The 16,794-nt window shown below is 61.8% G+C and carries 16 protein-coding genes; 10 read left to right on the top strand and 6 right to left on the bottom strand.

The features are described from left to right. Positions 1–8: 8 nt before the first annotated feature. Positions 9–878 (top strand): TauD/TfdA family dioxygenase, encoded by an 870-nt coding sequence (locus tag CAG02_RS04410; protein WP_085708522.1) that lies wholly within the window; start codon positions 9–11, stop codon positions 876–878. Positions 879–912: 34 nt separating this feature from the next. Here CAG02_RS04410 and CAG02_RS04405 read toward each other — a convergent pair whose 3' ends face one another. The 5 genes from CAG02_RS04405 to CAG02_RS04385 form a co-directional block, all read right to left on the bottom strand. Beyond that, positions 913–1,602, bottom strand: coding sequence for a hypothetical protein (locus CAG02_RS04405; RefSeq protein WP_085708521.1), 690 nt, complete (start codon positions 1,600–1,602; stop codon positions 913–915). Continuing rightward, positions 1,571–2,605 carry a GSCFA domain-containing protein gene (locus CAG02_RS04400; protein ID WP_085708520.1) on the bottom strand — a complete coding sequence of 345 codons (1,035 nt, stop codon included), beginning with the start codon at positions 2,603–2,605 and terminating at the stop codon, positions 1,571–1,573. The genes CAG02_RS04405 and CAG02_RS04400 overlap by 32 nt, the downstream gene beginning before the upstream one ends. A gap of 38 nt (positions 2,606–2,643) precedes the next feature. After that, a complete protein-coding gene (locus CAG02_RS04395) occupies positions 2,644–3,159 on the bottom strand; it encodes a GNAT family N-acetyltransferase (protein ID WP_085708519.1) in 516 nt (171 codons plus the stop codon). A 236-nt stretch (positions 3,160–3,395) separates the two neighbouring features. After that, positions 3,396–4,445: an NAD(P)-dependent alcohol dehydrogenase gene (locus CAG02_RS04390; protein ID WP_085708518.1), complete on the bottom strand. Its 1,050-nt coding sequence runs from the start codon at positions 4,443–4,445 to the stop codon at positions 3,396–3,398. A gap of 98 nt (positions 4,446–4,543) precedes the next feature. Beyond that, the gene (locus CAG02_RS04385) at positions 4,544–5,461 is read right to left on the bottom strand and encodes a LysR family transcriptional regulator (protein ID WP_085708517.1); all 918 of its coding nucleotides are present in this window, start codon (positions 5,459–5,461) and stop codon (positions 4,544–4,546) included. Between the two features lie 126 nt (positions 5,462–5,587). On the opposite strand from CAG02_RS04385, the gene CAG02_RS04380 reads away from it, so the two are divergent. From CAG02_RS04380 to CAG02_RS04345, 8 genes are all read left to right on the top strand, one after another. After that, on the top strand, positions 5,588–6,346 hold the full coding sequence (locus CAG02_RS04380; protein WP_085708516.1) for a 5-oxoprolinase subunit PxpA: 759 nt from the start codon (positions 5,588–5,590) through the stop codon (positions 6,344–6,346). Positions 6,347–6,431: 85 nt separating this feature from the next. Further along, positions 6,432–6,677 (top strand): acetyl-CoA carboxylase, encoded by a 246-nt coding sequence (locus tag CAG02_RS04375; RefSeq protein ID WP_085708515.1) that lies wholly within the window; start codon positions 6,432–6,434, stop codon positions 6,675–6,677. A 10-nt stretch (positions 6,678–6,687) separates the two neighbouring features. Then, positions 6,688–8,061: an acetyl-CoA carboxylase biotin carboxylase subunit gene (locus tag CAG02_RS04370; protein WP_085708514.1), complete on the top strand. Its 1,374-nt coding sequence runs from the start codon at positions 6,688–6,690 to the stop codon at positions 8,059–8,061. After that, positions 8,058–8,930, top strand: a complete 873-nt coding sequence (locus tag CAG02_RS04365) for an allophanate hydrolase subunit 1 (RefSeq protein WP_085708513.1) — start codon at positions 8,058–8,060, stop codon at positions 8,928–8,930. Before CAG02_RS04370 ends, CAG02_RS04365 begins: the two co-directional genes overlap by 4 nt. Continuing rightward, complete coding sequence (locus tag CAG02_RS04360) at positions 8,927–9,901, top strand: biotin-dependent carboxyltransferase family protein (RefSeq protein ID WP_085708512.1); 975 nt, start codon at positions 8,927–8,929, stop codon at positions 9,899–9,901. The genes CAG02_RS04365 and CAG02_RS04360 overlap by 4 nt, the downstream gene beginning before the upstream one ends. A 111-nt stretch (positions 9,902–10,012) precedes the next feature. Beyond that, complete coding sequence (locus tag CAG02_RS04355) at positions 10,013–11,335, top strand: cytosine permease (protein WP_085708511.1); 1,323 nt, start codon at positions 10,013–10,015, stop codon at positions 11,333–11,335. 180 nt (positions 11,336–11,515) lie between these two features. Then, positions 11,516–12,568, top strand: a complete 1,053-nt coding sequence (locus CAG02_RS04350) for an alpha/beta hydrolase (RefSeq protein ID WP_085708510.1) — start codon at positions 11,516–11,518, stop codon at positions 12,566–12,568. 19 nt (positions 12,569–12,587) lie between these two features. After that, positions 12,588–13,739 (top strand): carboxymuconolactone decarboxylase family protein, encoded by a 1,152-nt coding sequence (locus CAG02_RS04345; protein WP_085708509.1) that lies wholly within the window; start codon positions 12,588–12,590, stop codon positions 13,737–13,739. 6 nt (positions 13,740–13,745) lie between these two features. On the opposite strand, the gene CAG02_RS04340 is transcribed toward CAG02_RS04345, so the two are convergent. Then, a complete protein-coding gene (locus CAG02_RS04340; RefSeq protein ID WP_085708508.1) occupies positions 13,746–14,639 on the bottom strand; it encodes a LysR family transcriptional regulator in 894 nt (297 codons plus the stop codon). Between the two features lie 299 nt (positions 14,640–14,938). Between CAG02_RS04340 and CAG02_RS04335 the strand changes: the two genes are divergently transcribed. Further along, positions 14,939–16,780 (top strand): potassium transporter Kup, encoded by a 1,842-nt coding sequence (locus CAG02_RS04335; RefSeq protein ID WP_085708507.1) that lies wholly within the window; start codon positions 14,939–14,941, stop codon positions 16,778–16,780. The last annotated feature ends 14 nt before the right edge of the window (positions 16,781–16,794 follow it).

Here is a 16,794-nt window from a genome sequence, read left to right as displayed (position 1 = left end):
GAGGAAACATGGATCAGTTGGCACTCAAGGCAATCGAGCGCATCGCCGCAGAAAAGCGCGCGCCGTATCAGCGCATCACGGTCGACCGGATCACACCGATCATCGGTGCCGAAATCGGCGGCGTCGATCTTTCGCAACCGCTGGAGGACGATCAGCTCGCGGAAATCCGCCGGGCCTTTCTGGAGAACCACGTGCTGGTGTTCCGCGATCAGCATCTGTCGGTGGAAGAGCACAAGGCGTTTGGCCGGCTGTTCGGCGAACTGCGGGCGTTGCCGGTGGAGGATATCGACGGCGATGACCCGGAACTGGTGGTGATCCGCGCCAATGCGCAATCGCGCTATGTGGCCGGTGAAACCTGGCACACCGACGGCACGGCTGACCTGGCGCCGTCCATGGGGTCGATGCTGTACGTCAAGGAAACCCCGGCCATCGGCACGGGCGGCGATACGCTGTTCGCCAACATGCACCTGGCGATTGAAATGCTCTCGCCGACGATGCAGCAGTTTCTCGGTGAATTGACGGCGATTCACGACGGTGCAATTCCGTGGAAAGGCTATGAGGCGCCGGCCAATCTGCCCAAGACCGAACACCCGGTGGTGGTTCGTCATCCGGAAACCGGGCGCAAGTCGCTGTTCGTCAATTCCGGGTTCACGTCGCACATCGTGCAGCTGTCTGGAGGCGAAAGTCAGGTGCTGTTGAACATGCTGTTCGACCTGGTGGCCCGGGAGCCGTCCCTCAGCTGCCGCGTTCGCTGGGCGCCGAACACGCTGGTGTTCTGGGACAACCGCTGCACCCAGCACCACGCGATCTGGGATTACTTCCCGCATTCGCGTTATGGCGAGCGGGTGACGATTCTCGGCACGCAGCCCAAGGCTTGAAAACATCAGAGGGAGTAATGCGCTTCCTCTTTTTCTAGACGCCGCGCCGGATCAGTTGCTCGACGATCAACTCACCGAACGCCAGATTGCCGTGCAGGGGGTCATCCACTTCGCAGAACGCCTCACGCTGAAAACCCCGCTCATCGTTCGCCGCCTCGCGTACGTCGATCAACTCGACGCCAAGCCCTTGCAGGCGTTCGATCAGCAATGACTGCGCCGCCATGAACACGCGCGGGTCGGACAGCTCCGGCACCCGTTGCGGCGGCAGCACGGCGAACACCTTGAGGTTCAGCGCCAGGGCCTGTTCATAGAAGGCCAGGGCGGGGCGGGACAGGGTGTCGATGACCGTCTCGAACAGCGGCCCGGCGAGAAACCCTTCATCGAACTCACCGTGCGCGTTCTGGTAGCAGGTCCAGTTCGGCGCGGTGGCCAGATAGTGCAGGCTCAGGCCGAGGGTGCTCACCAGCGGCACGCTGACCTTCGCCAGTTGGGGGACTTTCAGCGTGTCGAGGGCCTGGCGATACAGCCGATCCATTTCCGCATCCCGAAAGGCCACGTCATGACGGGTCAACTGGAAGAAGTCGACGGCGAAATCCCGACCGGTTCCCAGCGGACCACCACCGAAAGCTATCTCACGGGCCTGCGCCGCCTTGCCGATGACGCCGGCATGGGAGTCACCCAGCAGCAGAAACCTAGGCGTAGTAATCGAGTACGGCGTCTTCACAGACAAGATCCTCACAAGACACGCTGGTGGAAGGGGGCGGTGCCTGCACCGACTGGACGGCTTCAAGTCCGGCAAAGAATTGCTGCATCACGAACGCCACGCCCTCTGGCGTCACTTCCCGCTGGTTGGGCTGGTAGAACGCGCCCTTGAACGGGGTGCCGGTGATGATTTCGTAGGACGGGAAATAGTCGACGTCGGGCAGGTCTTCACACAATTGCCCGGCGACGGCGCGCAGCACCGATTTGGAGTAGGTCGTGGCGCTCAGCACATGTTGCCCGGTGGCGGTTGCCGTCAGGGGCACCGGTGAAACGGTGAGCAGCAGGCGCAGTTGCGGGTTGATCGAACGCATCAACTCCAGCGCCCTGACCATGTCGCCGTAAGTGTCCATGAAGCCGAAGTTGCAGAATCGGTGGAGCAGCGGATCGAAAGTGCCATGCACGGTGCCGGGGCACACGGGATACACCAGACCGGTCTCGCGATGTTGCCAGGCTTCGGTCAGACCGAGGGTGAACACGAACACTTTGGCCCGGCGCAGCCCTTCACGGATGGCGTCCAGGGTGGCCTCACGCGAGTCGAACAACGCCTGCTCGCTGGCAAATCCGTCGGGCTCCACGGCGGGGCGGAACGGGTCGAAGAAACGCCCGTCATGCACCCAGGTCTCATCCGGCGGCGCGCTCACGCCCAGCGCCCATTCGAGCCATTGGCACAACATCGCCGGGGTATACAGATTGCCGGTGCGGAACGAAAACACCCCGTAGTTGTGGGCTTTCCAGTCAGCCTCCGGCAACGCGTCCGGGGCGGGTTCCGCGTCCAGCCAGTGCATGCCGCGCTCCACCAGCGCGCGGCCGATGTGCTGGGCGAAACAGGAGCCGGCGGTGACGATGGCATCCTTGTTGCCGATCTCGAATTGCGGGGTCCACAGCTCACCGATGTCCGGTGCGGACTTGTCGGCGACGGCCGTACGCCAGAAAGCGCGGGGTGGCAGGCATTGATAGGGATTCACGACGAGAGGCCTCCTTGGCGAGTCGTTGAGCGCAAGGCTCAGCGGATTTGATAGTGGTAGATCAGATCGTCGAACCACCGATCACCGATCTGGTAGGCCTGCGGCACACGACGTGCGAACACAAAGCCGCATTTTTCCAACACCTTGCAGGACGCGATATTGCCGTCGGTCACGGTCGATTCCAGCGAGTTCAGCCCGATGGCCGCGGCGTAGTCGATGATCGCCTTTCGCGACTCGGTGCCAAAGCCTTTGCCCTGATGCTCCGGCAACAGCAGGCATCCCACTTCGGCATGCCCCGGCGACAGAATGCGAAAACCGGTCACGCCCAGTTCGTGCCCGCTGGCCCTGTCGCTTACCACCAGGCACAGCCAGTGCTCCGACTGCGGTCCCCACGCCGGAAGCCGGTGCTCGAAGCCTTGGCGAACCTGTTCCTCGGCAATCTCGCCGAACACGTACTGCATGGTCTGCGGCTCGGAATGCAGCCTGAGAAACAACGGCCAGTCGGATTCGACCATCGTGCGCAGGTCCAGTCGATCCGTGGATAGCTCGAGCATCCGCTGCTCCTTGCAAGGGTGGAAAAAGGAGAGGGTTTTTTACTTGGTGTGGGGGGAAAGATCAATGAGCGGATGGGGAGATGCTGAAGGTAATGGCGGATGCCGGCCATCGATGGGTACAGGCACGCAGACTGGAGGGCCCGTTGATGAAGGGAAGTCCCGGTTGGCGGGGCAGTGCGGAGAAAGGCGTTCGTGTCCGAACGGGCAAGCGTAACGCCTCTCTCCAGTGGTGCCTGTCAGCCCGCCAACGTCGCGTTATCAATCACAAACCGATACTTCACATCGCCCTTGAGCATCCGCTCATAAGACTCGTTGATCTGGTCCGCGCGAATCAGTTCGATGTCGGACACGATGCCGTGTTCGGCACAGAAATCCAGCATCTCCTGGGTCTCTGGAATGCCGCCGATCATCGAGCCGGCGATGGTGCGGCGTTTCATGATCAGGTTGAACACGTTCGGCGATGGATGCGGCGAGGCGGGCGCGCCCACGAGAGTCAGTGCGCCGTCGCGCTTGAGCAGCACCAGGAACGCATCGAGATCGTGAGGGGCGGCGACGGTGTTGAGGATGAAGTCGAAGCTCTTGGTGTGCGCGGCCATTTCTTCGGGGTTGCGCGAAACCACGACCTCATCGGCGCCCAGTGCTTTCGCCGCCTCACGCTTGGATTCCGATGTGGTGAACGCCACGACGTGCGCGCCCATCGCGTGGGCCAGTTTGATGCCCATGTGGCCCAGGCCACCGATGCCGACCACGCCGATTTTTTTGCCCGGCCCGGCGTTCCACTGACGCAGCGGCGAGTAAGTGGTGATGCCCGCGCACAGCAGCGGTGCGACGGCGGCCAGTTGTGCTTCGGGGTGGCGGATGCGCAGCACATAACGCTCATGCACCACGATGTTTTGCGAGTAGCCGCCGAGTGTCCAGCCAGGGGCATCCGGGGTCGGGAAGTTGTAGGTGCCGATCATGCCGTCGCAGTAGTTTTCCAGACCGGTTTCGCAGTCTTCACAGTGCTTGCAGCTGTCGACAATGCAACCGACGCCGACCAGATCGCCAACCTTGTATTCGGAAACGTGAGCGCCGACCGCCGAAACCCGGCCGACGATTTCGTGTCCCGGGACGCAAGGGAATTGTGTGCCGGCCCACTCGGAGCGCACCTGGTGCAAGTCGGAATGGCAGATGCCGCAGAAGGCGATGTCGATTTGGACGTCATGGGCCGCAGGGGCGCGGCGATTGATCTGAATAGGCTCAAGGGGTTTGTCGCCCGCGTGGGCACCGTAGGCTTGTACAAGCATGGGAACGTCCTCGATGGATCTGTCGGACAGTCATCTTCCCGCTCCGAACCTGCATTCCGTTAGTGCATTCCTATCGAATACTTGCCTGATCCTGTGCGTCAGCGCCGCGCTGAAAGCTGCTGCGGGGCCAGAAACGCATCGTGGAAGTAATTGCGCAAGGCCTGCATCGCCGGGCTGAATTCGCGCTCGCGGTGCCAGGCCAGGCCGACGCTCATCGGGGTCACCTTGTCGGTGATGGTCAGGGTCTCGATGCGCTTGCCTTCCAGCGACCAGGGGCGGTGCACCAGGTCCGAGAGAATGGCCACGCCGCTGCCATTGGCGACCATGCTGCGCACGGCTTCTACAGAACTGGTACGCACCCGCACGTTGGGTTGCTGGCGGGCGTTTTCCCAATAGCGCATGGCACTTTGTTCCGCTTCATCCACGGTCAGCAAGATGTAGGGTTCCAGCGCGACATCCGCAAGGCTGACGGCTGAGCGCTCACAGAGCGGATGGTGGCTGGGCAGCCACAGACGGCGTTCGGAGTTGAACAGGGTTTCCGAAACGATGTCGGGGTGCGTGAGGTTCGCGGTAAGCACCACCGCCATATCGAATTTGCCTTCCAGCAATCCCTGTTCGATGGCCTGCCGTTCCTGCTCGTGGACTTCGATGGCGACGTCCGGGTGCCAGTGCTCCAGCCGTTGCAGATGGTGCGGCAGAAAATAGCCGATCACCGTGTAGCTCGCGGCCAGGCGAATCAGGCCGCTGGCGCGAATGTCGGGTAGCGGGCTGTTCAGCGCGTCGTCGACGCTGCGCAAAATCACGTAGGCGCGGTTCAGGAAGTGCCGACCGGCATCCGTCAGGCTCATGCCTTGTGCCGAGCGCTGGAACAGCAACGTGCCGAGCATGCCTTCCAGTTCCTTGATCGCCGTGGTCACCGCCGACTGGGAAATATTCAAATGAATCGCTGCCTGGGATATCTGCCCGATCTCGGCGGTGGCAACGAAGTAGCGAACCTGACGCAAGGTCAACGACATGGGTGTTCCTGTTTTTTCAGGTATCTGTTTTTCAGAAGATACCCTATCTGTTAATAGATCTTCCCAAGGGGGTGGCGGGAATTTAACGTGGCCTGCATGAAGTCACAAGTGTCAGGAGCAAGGGTTATGCAGGCAGTAGATTTCAACTCGGACATGGGCGAAGGCTTCGGCCCGTGGACCATTGGCGATGGCGTGGACAACGAACTGATGGCGTTCATCAGTTCCGCCAACATCGCCACCGGTTTCCATGCCGGCGATCCCGGCACCATGCGTCGCACCGTCGAGCTGGCCAAGCGTCTGAAGGTCGGCATCGGTGCGCATCCGGGGTTTCGCGATCTGGTGGGCTTCGGTCGCCGACACATCAATGCACCGGCTCAGGAACTGGTCGACGACATCCTTTATCAACTGGGCGCACTGCGCGAACTGGCGCGGGTGCAGGGCGTGACGCTGCAACACGTCAAACCTCACGGCGCGCTGTACATGCATCTGGCCCGGGACGAAGAAGCCGCGCGTCTGCTGGTGGAAAACCTGCAACGGCTGGAACCCGATCTGTTGCTGTATTGCATGCCGAATTCGGTCATCTGGCGTGTCGCCAAAGAGCTCGGCCAACCGGTGGTTCGCGAATTCTATGCAGACCGCGAATACGACTTGAGCGGCTCCATCGTCTTCACCCGCAATGTTCGCGCCTACGACCCCGAATTTGTCGCCGCCCGTGTGTTGCGCGCTTGCCGGGAAGGCGTGGTGCGCACCGTCGAGGGTGAGGATCTGCCGATCGAGTTTGACTCCATCTGTCTGCACAGCGATACGCCGGGGGCTTTGGCGCTGGTCGAGGCCACCCGCAAGGCGCTCGATGCCGCCGGGATCGAGGTGCGCCGACCCCGCTGAATAAAAACGAAACACCCGGCACACAGACGCCGGGGTTCAAACATTTTTTGCCTGCCTTTCTACAACTATTCCAAGAGGAACAGACATGGCCGAGCACTCTGTCATTACCCCGTTACCCGGGACTTTCTACCGAAAGGCCACGCCGGATTCGGCGAATTACGTCGAGGTTGGCGATCCTGTCAGCGCCGACACGGTGATTGGCCTGATCGAAGTCATGAAGCAGTTTTCCGAACTGACCGCCGGGACGGCGGGGCGCCTCAGTGCCTTTCAGGTTGAAGACGGTGATCCGGTGGAGCCGGGTCAGGTCGTCGCTACGCTTGATAGCGAGTGAGGGCGTGAACATGACTCAACCTATTCGTAAATTGCTGGTCGCCAACCGTGGCGAAATAGCCGTGCGCATCATCCGTGCGGCCAAGGCCCTGGGCATTCCCACCGTTGCCGCGTGCAGCGAGGCCGATATCGACTCTCAGGCCGCACGCCTGGCCGATGAAGTGCATCTACTGGGGCCGGCCCGTGCCGATAAAAGCTACCTGAACATCGAGGCGTTGCTGGGTGCCCTGCAAGCGACGGGCGCCAACGCGGTTCACCCTGGATATGGTTTTCTGTCCGAGAACGCCGGGTTTGCCGAAGCCGTGATTGCCAGCGGCGCGATTTTCGTCGGGCCGGACCCGGATACGATCCGGCGTATGGGTGACAAGGCCGAAGCGCGGCGTACTGCCCAGGCGGCAGGTGTTCCAGTCGTGCCGGGTTCGCCGGGCGAGCTGTTTGATGTCGAGTCGGCGCTTCGGGCGGCGGAATCGGTCGGTTACCCGTTGCTGATCAAAGCCTCGGCCGGTGGTGGCGGGCGGGGTATTCGTCTGGCAGAAAATGCCGCGCAATTGAGTGAAGAATTTCCCCGTTCGCAGCGCGAGGCGCAGGCCGCTTTCGGTAATGGTGCGGTGTATCTGGAGCGCTTTATCGGCAAGGCCCGGCACATCGAAGTACAGGTTCTGGGCGACGGGAAAAACGCCGTGCACCTGTTCGAACGCGAGTGTTCGCTACAGCGCCGACGTCAGAAAATCTTTGAAGAAGCACCGTCGCCCGTACTGAACGCGCAGCAGCGGGAGGCACTCTGCGCCAGCGCCGTACGCTTGACCGAATCCCTCGGCTACAAGGGGGCGGGCACGCTGGAGTACCTGTATGACGATGTCACCGGCGAGTTCTTCTTTATCGAGATGAACACCCGAATCCAGGTGGAGCACCCGGTCACCGAACTGGTCACCGGCATCGATCTGGTGCAGGCGATGCTGCGAATTGCCGGTGGTGAACCACTGGGCCTGAAACAGAGTGACATCCGCCTGAATGGCGCGGCCCTGCAAATGCGCTTGAATGCCGAAGACCCGGCCCGGGACTTTTTTCCCAGCCCCGGTCTGGTCGAGTCGTTGGTCTGGCCGCACGGCGAAGGCGTTCGTGTGGACACCCACCTGTATGAAGGCTATCGGGTGCCACCGTACTATGACTCGCTGTTGGCCAAGCTCATTGTGCACGGGCCGGATCGCTCCACAGCCCTGGCGCGTGCCCGGACAGCGGTGGCGCAAACCTTGCTGACCGGCATGGCCAGCACCTTGTCGCTGCACGCTGAATTGCTGCAGCAACCGTGGTTGCAAACCGCCGACTTTCATACCGGGACGCTGGAAAACTGGCTGTCCGCACGCCGCAGCGGAGGTGAAGCATGAGTCGTCCGATCCGCTACAGCTTTGGTGCCGATGAGCATCTGTTTGCCGAAGTCAGTGAAAGCATGTCCCTCGAGGCGTTTTTCAAGGGCATGGCGGTCACCCGCGCCGTCGAGCGGTTGAAACTCGATGGCGTACTCGATGTGTGTCTGGCCAACGCATCCTTCCAGATCCGTTTCGATCCGGATCGCATTGCGCCGCAGGCCTTGCTCGAGGCGGTGCAGGGCGCCGAGGCAGAAGCCGTTGCCGAGCGCACATTGCAGACCCGGATCATTGAGATTCCGGTGCTGTACAACGATCCCTGGACCCACGAAACGCTGATGCGTTTTCGCGACCGGCACCAGGACCCGAGCGCCACGGATCTGGAATACGCCGCGCGCATCAATGGCCTGGCGGATGTCGATGCGTTCATTGCGGCTCATAGCGGGGCGCCATGGTTTGTCTCGATGGTGGGGTTCGTCGCCGGTTTGCCCTTCATGTTCCAGATGGTCGAACGCGAACGTCAGTTGCAGGTGCCCAAGTATCTGCGTCCGCGTACAGACACGCCGAAACTGACACTGGGTCACGGAGGTTGCTTCGGTTGTATCTACTCGGTGCGTGGCGCCGGGGGCTATCAGATGTTCGGTGTCACACCGGCCCCCATCTACGACCCGCAGCAATCGCTGGCGTACCTGAAGGAGCACATGGTGTTTTTCCGTCCGGGTGACATTGTGCAGTTCAAGCCAATGGATCGTGCAGCGTATGACCAGGCCGTTGCAGACGTGGAGGCCGGGCATTTCGATTTACGGATCCGGCCGGTGGAGTTTTCACTGGATGCGTTTCTCGCCGACCCGGTCGGCTATCCCGTGTCGCTGCAGGAGGTGTTGGTATGATCAAGGTACTCAAACCCGGTCTCGCCACGTCGGTTCAGGATCTGGGCCGCGAAGGTTACTACCACCTCGGCATTCCGCCGTCCGGCGCGCTCGATCAATATGCGCTGAGAGCGGCCAATCATCTGGTCGGCAACGCGGCGGATTGCGCCGCGCTGGAGTGTACGTTGCTGGGCCCTGAGCTGGCGTTTCAGCGAGACGCACTGGTTGCGGTGTGCGGCGCGCACATGGCGCCTCGGCTCGATGGTGTGGAAATGCATCACGCCACCGCGTTCGCGGTGAAGGCCGGCCAGGTTCTGCGTTTCGATTTTCCCAAGGCCGGTGCCCGGGCTTATCTGGCGGTGGCAGGCGGAATCGACGTGCCGCTGGTGTTGGGCAGTCGATCGACTTATGCGCTCGGGGCGTTGGGTGGTTTTGCCGGACGCCGCTTGATCGCCGGAGACGAATTACCGGTGGGCAAAGCCAGCGGCAAGGGGCGTGCCGGGGCCAGTCTGCCCATGGCGCTGCGCCAGTCACTGGGCGGGGAGATCACCCTGCGTGTGGTGCCGGGGCTTTATTACGATCGCCTGACCGACGCGGCAGCGAAGAGCTTTTTCGCCGAGCCGTGGACCGTCGGATCGGAAGCGGACCGCATCGGCTATCGCTTCAAGGGCGGCAGCGCGCTGGACTTCCAGCCGCGAGAGCAACCCTTTGGTGCTGGCTCCGATCCGTCGAACATCGTTGACAGCTGCTACCCGATCGGCTCGATTCAGGTACCCGCCGGCCTCGAACCCATCGTGTTGCATCGCGATGCCGTATCGGGTGGCGGTTACGCCATGATCGGCACCGTCATCAGTGCCGACCTGGATCTGATCGGCCAGATGCAGCCCAACCAGAAGGCTCGTTTTGTGGCGGTCAGCCTCGACGAGGCCCTGGACGCACGGCGTTCCTACAAGAAAAAACTCAGCTGCCTGAGCAAGCTTTTCCCTTCCTGACTCTGCCCGCCGCACCGCGCGGGCCCTGCCACACGCCAGGCCAACGCCGCACTTCGGTGCGGTGAAGGCTGCCCGCGCTTCAACCTTTGACTGGTTCTGGAGTACACGCATATGGCTGCTTTATCGCAATCGAGTCAAACCGGGCAAGATCCGGCCCATCATCCCGTTTCCGCCGACGCCCGCATGGGCCGACTGTCTCTGACCATGGCCTGGTGGGCCGTGTGCAGCGCCATGTTCTACATCGTGGTCGGCGCTTCGCTGGCCTTGTCTTTCGGCGCACGCAATGCGTTGATCGGGATGGTGCTGTCGGTGATCAGTTACGGGCTGGTCAACAGCGTGCTTAGTCGTTTCGCCATGCGCAGCGGATGGTCGGTCGCGTTGTTTTCAAGCGTGTTGTTCGGCCGGACCGGGGCATGCCTGGCCACGCTGATTTTCTTTTCGACGGCGATTTATTACGCCGTGTTCGAAGGATCGGTGATCGCCGTGGCGCTCAATCACCTGTACCCGGAACTGGTCTATCCACTGGCTGCCCTGCTGGTGGTGCTGTACAGCGTGCCGATGATTCTGGGTAGCGTGCAGCACTGGCTGGACAAGCTCAACGGCGTGTTGTTGCCGGTGTACCTGGGCGGTTTGCTGGTGGCGGTCGGGCTGTCGATCAGCCGTTATGGTTACCAGCCGCAATGGCTCGATTTCGGCCCGACAACCCCCGCGACCTTCGGCTGGTGGGATTGCTTTGTGGCCTACATGGGCGTCTGGATCCTGATGCTGTTCACTTTCGACTATGCCCGTTTCGGCAAGCCGCAGGACGCTCAGTATCATGGGCGCTGGAACTTCGGCATGCCGTTCTATGCCGTGACGTTTCTGCTCAACGGCGCGGCAGGCATCTATCTGGTCAGCAGTATTCCCCATGAAGGCGCGCTGAACGAAGTCTCTGTGGTGATGGCAATTCTGCAGTTGATGGGGCTGTGGGGCCTGCTGTTCGTCTGGGCCACGCAAACCCGGATCAACACCGCCAACTACTATCTGGCGACCCTCAACATGCAGGCATTCTTCGGTCGTTTCGGCATACGCGGTTCGTACCTGCTGTGGGCAGTGGTGGTCGGGGTGATCGTGTACGGCTTGATGCTCGCCGACGTGTTTTCCTACTTGCTCAAGGCATTGGCGTATCAGGGCATTTTTGTGGTCGCCTGGGTCGGTGTGGCATTGGCGCAGATTGTCTATGGCAGCAATGACGAAGGTGCACTTGAACGCAGCCCGGCGTTCAACCCGGTCGGCCTGATGGCGTGGTGCGCCGCTACGGCGCTGGGGTTGTTGCTGATGTGGACGGGTGGTGTTCCCGGCAGTTTTTCTGCACCGGCGACGGTGCTGCTCGCATTCGGCTTGCAGGCCGGGCTTGCCTATCGGCATCGGTGGGTAGGGCAGAGGGCAGGTTGAGAGGATCGGCGTCGGCCCGCTCGACTGCGGGCCAGCGTCGCGAGTGCATGGTCAGGAAGCCAAACGTCGGACTTATGTGATTCTGATATCAGTGCTATCCAATTAGTGCCGTTTATCAATCAATCGTCGAAGGGTAGTTTGCATCTCCATACCGTATTGATGGAAAGGAGGGGGCAAACGATGCGAACCACGATGAAGGCCGGCGTGCTGGCTGCGATGATCGGAATGTCGGGCGCTGAAGTCGAGGCGGCGGATTACCGGCAGAACCCGTTCACCTTGACCTACGGTGGTGCGATCACCCGCAACGAACCGGGCAAGGTCAACATTCATCCGGTGACCTACACGCTCAATGGCCTGGCCATTTCCGCCAACGTCTACACCCCCGCGAACTACGATCCGGCCCGGCACTATCCCGCCGTTGTCGTCGCGCACCCTAATGGCGGGGTGAAAGAGCAGGTTGCCGGTCTTTACGCTCAGCGTCTGGCCGATCAGGGCTATATCACCATCACGGCGGACGCGGCCTATCAAGGCGCGAGCGGTGGCGAACCACGCAATATCGACAAACCGGCCAACCGCGTCGAAGACATTCACGGCATGGCCGACTTCATCGCCAGCTACCCCGGCGTCGACAGCGCCCATCTTGGCTTGCTCGGCATCTGCGGCGGTGGCGGCTATTCGTTGAAGGCTGCGCAGACCGACAAACGCTTCCGCTCGATTGCCACGGTGAGCATGTTCAATTCCGGGCTGGTGCGCCGCAACGGGTATCAGGATTCGCAACTCGACACGGTCCAGCAGCGTTTGCAGCAAGCCTCGGCCGCCCGTGCCCAGGAAGCTGCCGGCGGGGAAGTCCAATACATCGGCGATGCCAAACTGACCGACGAGCAGATCGCCAAATTGCCGTTCGACCTTTACCGCCAGGGCTTCGAGTATTACGGCAAGACCCACGCGCATCCCAACTCGACTTTCCGTTACACCCTCAGCAGCCTGCTGGACCTGATGAGTTTCGATGCGACGGACCAGATCGAACTGATCGACAAGCCGTTGCTGATGATCGCCGGCAGCAAGGCCGACAGCCTGTACATGTCGGAGCAGGCCTTCGCCAAGGCCACCGGGACCCAGGACAAGACGCTGTTCAAGATCGACGGCGCCACCCACATCGAAACCTATTGGGTGCCGGCCTATGTCGACGTCGCCATGCAACAGCTGACGGCGTTTTACGCCCGAACTCTCTGATTCGAAGGAAGCCATCGCCATGAACAAAACCTTGTTGGGCCTCGCCATGTGCGCGGCCACCCCTTTTGCCAGCGCTGCCGAAGTCGCGGGCGGCGGCAGCGAGCCGTCGAGCGCGCAGCAGATCCGTCGTGCGGGTTCTCAGGCCTCATTCGTGGGGCCTGAAGATTATTTCTCCGGTCGTGTGCGGGTCGATCCGCTGTTCACCGACACGGGCGAAATCAATGCGTCTGGCGCTTACGTGACGTTCGAATCGGGCGCCCGATCAGCGTGGCACACCCATCCCGCCGGACAGCGCCTGGTGGTGATTTCCGGTGTCGGGCAGACCCAGGAATGGGGCAAGCCTGTGCAGGAGATTCATCCCGGCGATGTGATCGTCTGCCCGCCGGGCGTCAAGCATTGGCACGGTGCCGCACCGAACAGCACCATGACCCACCTGGCGGTGACAGGCTCGGTGAACGGCAAGAATGTGGAGTGGCTGGAGAAAGTCGCTGAAGACCGGCCAGTGCCACCGACAGCACCGGCAGAAGCCGCCGTCTCCGACATGCTGTCCGCGAGGCAGCAGGCAATCGTGCCGATTGGCGCGGCCATGGCCAGCAGCAACATGCCGCGTCTCAACAGCGCTTTGAACGAAGGGCTGGATGCCGGGCTGACCATCAGCGAGGCAAAGGAAATCCTGGTGCAGTTGTATGCCTACGCCGGTTTTCCACGCAGCCTCAATGCGTTGGGCGAATTGATGAAAGTGGTCGAGGCGCGCAAGCAACGGGGCATTCACGACGAGCCCGGGCGCGAACCCGGTCACGCCGTGGCGACAGGCGACGCCTTGCTGGCAGCGGGCAAGGCCAATCAGACCCGTATTGCCGGGGCGCCGGTTCAGGGCCCGTTGTTCGACTTCGCGCCGGTGATCAACCAGTTTTTGCAGACGCACCTGTTCGGCGACATCTTCGAGCGCGACAACCTGGACTGGCAAAGCCGCGAACTGGCAACGGTTTCAGCCCTGGCGGCTACGCCCGGCGCCGAATCGCAGTTGCGTTCGCATGTCGCGGCCAGCCTGCGGGTGGGCTTGAGCGCAGCGCAATTGCGTCAGTTGACGCAGGTGTTGACCCGGCACGGAGAAGTCGAAGCGGCGGGGCGCGCCAGCGAAGCACTGGAAAAACACCTGGCCCAGCCCTGAGCCGCGTCAGCCGCCATAGCGCAACGCATCGCGCAGCAAAGTGAAGGCGGGTGAACTCTGACGCCGACTGGGGTAGTAGAGGTGATAGCCGGAAAACGGTTCGCACCAGTCGGCGAGTACCCGGATCAACCGGCCCTGCGCGACATGCTCCTGCACCAGGTCTTCCGGCATGTAGGCCAGCCCCAGCCCCTGGAGCACGGATTGCAGGCGCATCGCGATGTTGTTGAACACCAGTTGCCCCTCGACTCGCACATTCAGGGTTTGCCCGTTCTTCTCGAATTCCCAGAGCAGCAGGCTGCCGTGGGTCGGCATGCGCAGGGTGATGCAGTTGTGTTCCATGAGGTCGGGTGGAACCAGCGGTTTGCGGTGGCGGGCGAAGTAGGCCGGGGAGCCGACTACCGCCATGCGCATGTCCGGCCCGATGCGCATGGCGATCATGTCCTTGGCTACCTGTTCGCCCAACCGTACGCCGGCGTCGAAGCCTTCGGCGACGATGTCGGTCAGGCCGTAGTCGACGATGATCTCGACATTCAGGTCGGGGTTGTCTGGCATCAGCCGGGCGAGGGCGGGTTGCAGAATGGTGATCGCCGAATGCTCGCCAGCGGTGATGCGCAATTTGCCAGCGGGTTTGTCGCGAAACTCGCTGAGCAAGGCCAGCTCGTGATCGATCTCCTCGAACCGCGGCGCGATCACGCGCAACAGATGCTCGCCGGCCTGGGTCGGAGAAACACTGCGCGTGGTGCGCGCGAGCAAGCGCACACCCAGACGTTCCTCCAGTTGACGCATCGCCCGGCTCAGGGCCGGTTGCGACATGCCCAGTTTCGCTGCCGCACGGGTGAAGCTGCGCTCTTGCGCCACCGCCGAAAAGATCGCGAGCAGGTCGTAGCTTTCAACGGACATTGATGCACCCCTGTTATGAACTGCTGGCGATTATGCCATCAGCCATAACAATTGGCCGACTCTAAAAGCCTGCGCGACGGCTCGGGTCAGGTCGATTTTTTACGCATTCTTTACGGTGGAGGATTGGGTTCGCATCGATACTGGCCGCGTTTTTTTGACCGCATCTGAGCCTTGTATTCCTGAAGGCTCCGGTCCGCGTATTGCCCAAGGATGGCATGCCACTACTTCCCGCCGTTCGAGAGCCGCGACCCTTGAGTAAAACCAACGAAAATTCCCCAACCAAAACCTCGGGCGCAGCCATGCTGGTGGCCGCTGTCGGTGTGGTTTACGGGGATATCGGCACCAGCCCCCTCTACACCCTCAAAGAAGTGTTTTCCGGCCACTACGGCGTGCAGCTCAATCACGACGGTGTGCTGGGCATTCTGTCGCTGATTTTCTGGTCGCTGATCTGGGTGGTCTCGATCAAGTACGTGTTGTTCATCCTGCGGGCCAACAACCAGGGTGAGGGCGGCATCATGGCGCTGACGGCGTTGGCCCGTCGTGCGTCGGCGCCTTACCCGCACTTGAGCAAGGTGCTGGTGTTGCTCGGCCTGTTCGGTGCGGCGCTGTTCTACGGCGACAGCATGATCACTCCGGCGATCTCGGTGCTCTCGGCGGTGGAAGGGCTGGAGCTGGCGTTCGACGGCATCGAGCACTGGGTGGTGCCGTTGTCGGTGCTGGTGCTGGTGGCGCTGTTTCTGATCCAGAAACACGGCACGGCGCGGATCGGCATCCTGTTCGGTCCGGTCATGGTGCTGTGGTTCGTGGTGTTGGGCGCGCTCGGGGTCTACGGCATTGTGCAGCGTCCCGAGGTGTTGCAGGCCCTGAACCCGATCTGGGCGGTGCGCTTCTTTACGGCCCATCCGGGCATGGGCGTGGCGATTCTCGGCGCAGTCGTCCTTTCGCTGACCGGTGCGGAAGCGTTGTACGCCGACATGGGGCACTTCGGTCGCAAACCGATTGCCCGTGCCTGGTTCATGCTGGTCCTGCCCGGCCTGGTCCTGAATTACTTTGGCCAGGGCGCGTTGATCCTCGGCAACCCGGAAGCGGTGCGTAACCCGTTCTATCTGCTGGCCCCGGAATGGGCGCTGCTGCCGATGGTCGCGCTGTCGACGCTGGCGACGATCATTGCTTCGCAAGCGGTGATTTCCGGTGCGTTCTCCCTGACGCGCCAGGCCATCCAGCTGGGCTATGTTCCGCGCATGTTCATCCAGCACACCTCAAGCCAGGAGCAGGGCCAGATCTACATCGGCACGGTCAACTGGGCGTTGATGGTCGGTGTGGTGCTGCTGGTGATCGGTTTCGAATCCTCCAGTTCCCTGGCTGCCGCGTATGGCGTGGCGGTGACGGGCACCATGTTGATCACCACGCTGCTGTCCGCCGCCGTGGTGTTGTTGCTGTGGAAGACGCCGCGCTGGCTGGCGATCCCGATGCTGTTCGGTTTTCTGTTGGTGGACAGCCTGTACTTCGCGGCCAACGCACCGAAGATCCTGCAGGGCGGTGCGTTCCCGGTGATCGCCGGTATCGGACTGTTCATCCTGATGACCACCTGGAAGCGCGGACGCAAGATCATCGTCGAGCGGCTGGATGAAACCGCGTTGCCGCTGCCGTTGTTCATCAGCAGCATTCGTTCGCAGCCACCTCATCGCGTGCAGGGCACGGCGGTGTTCCTGACCGCGCGGGCCGACGCGGTTCCCCACGCGCTGCTGCACAACCTGTTGCATAACCAGGTACTGCACGAGCAGGTGGTGCTGTTGACCGTGGTATCCGAAGACAGCCCGCGAGTGCCGGTGGATCGTCGCTTCGAAGTCGAGTCCTATGGCGACGGCTTCTTCCGGGTCAACCTGCATTTCGGTTTTACCGAGGAACCGGATGTGCCGTTGGCGCTGAGCCTTTGCCACTTGGCCGAACTGGATTTCAGCCCTATGCGCACCACGTACTTCCTGAGTCGTGAAACGGTCATCCCGACCAAACGCATCGGCATGGCCAAGTGGCGCGAGTACCTGTTCGCGTTCCTGCTCAAGAATGCCAACAGCAACCTGAAGTATTTCAAGTTGCCGTTGAACCGAGTGATCGAGCTGGGGACGCAGGTCGAAATGTAAGGACGGGAAACGGC

This window comes from Pseudomonas sp. R43(2017), assembly GCF_002112345.1.
Classification (GTDB): domain Bacteria; phylum Pseudomonadota; class Gammaproteobacteria; order Pseudomonadales; family Pseudomonadaceae; genus Aquipseudomonas; species Aquipseudomonas kribbensis.
This window is presented reverse-complemented; position numbering and strand designations above follow the sequence as displayed.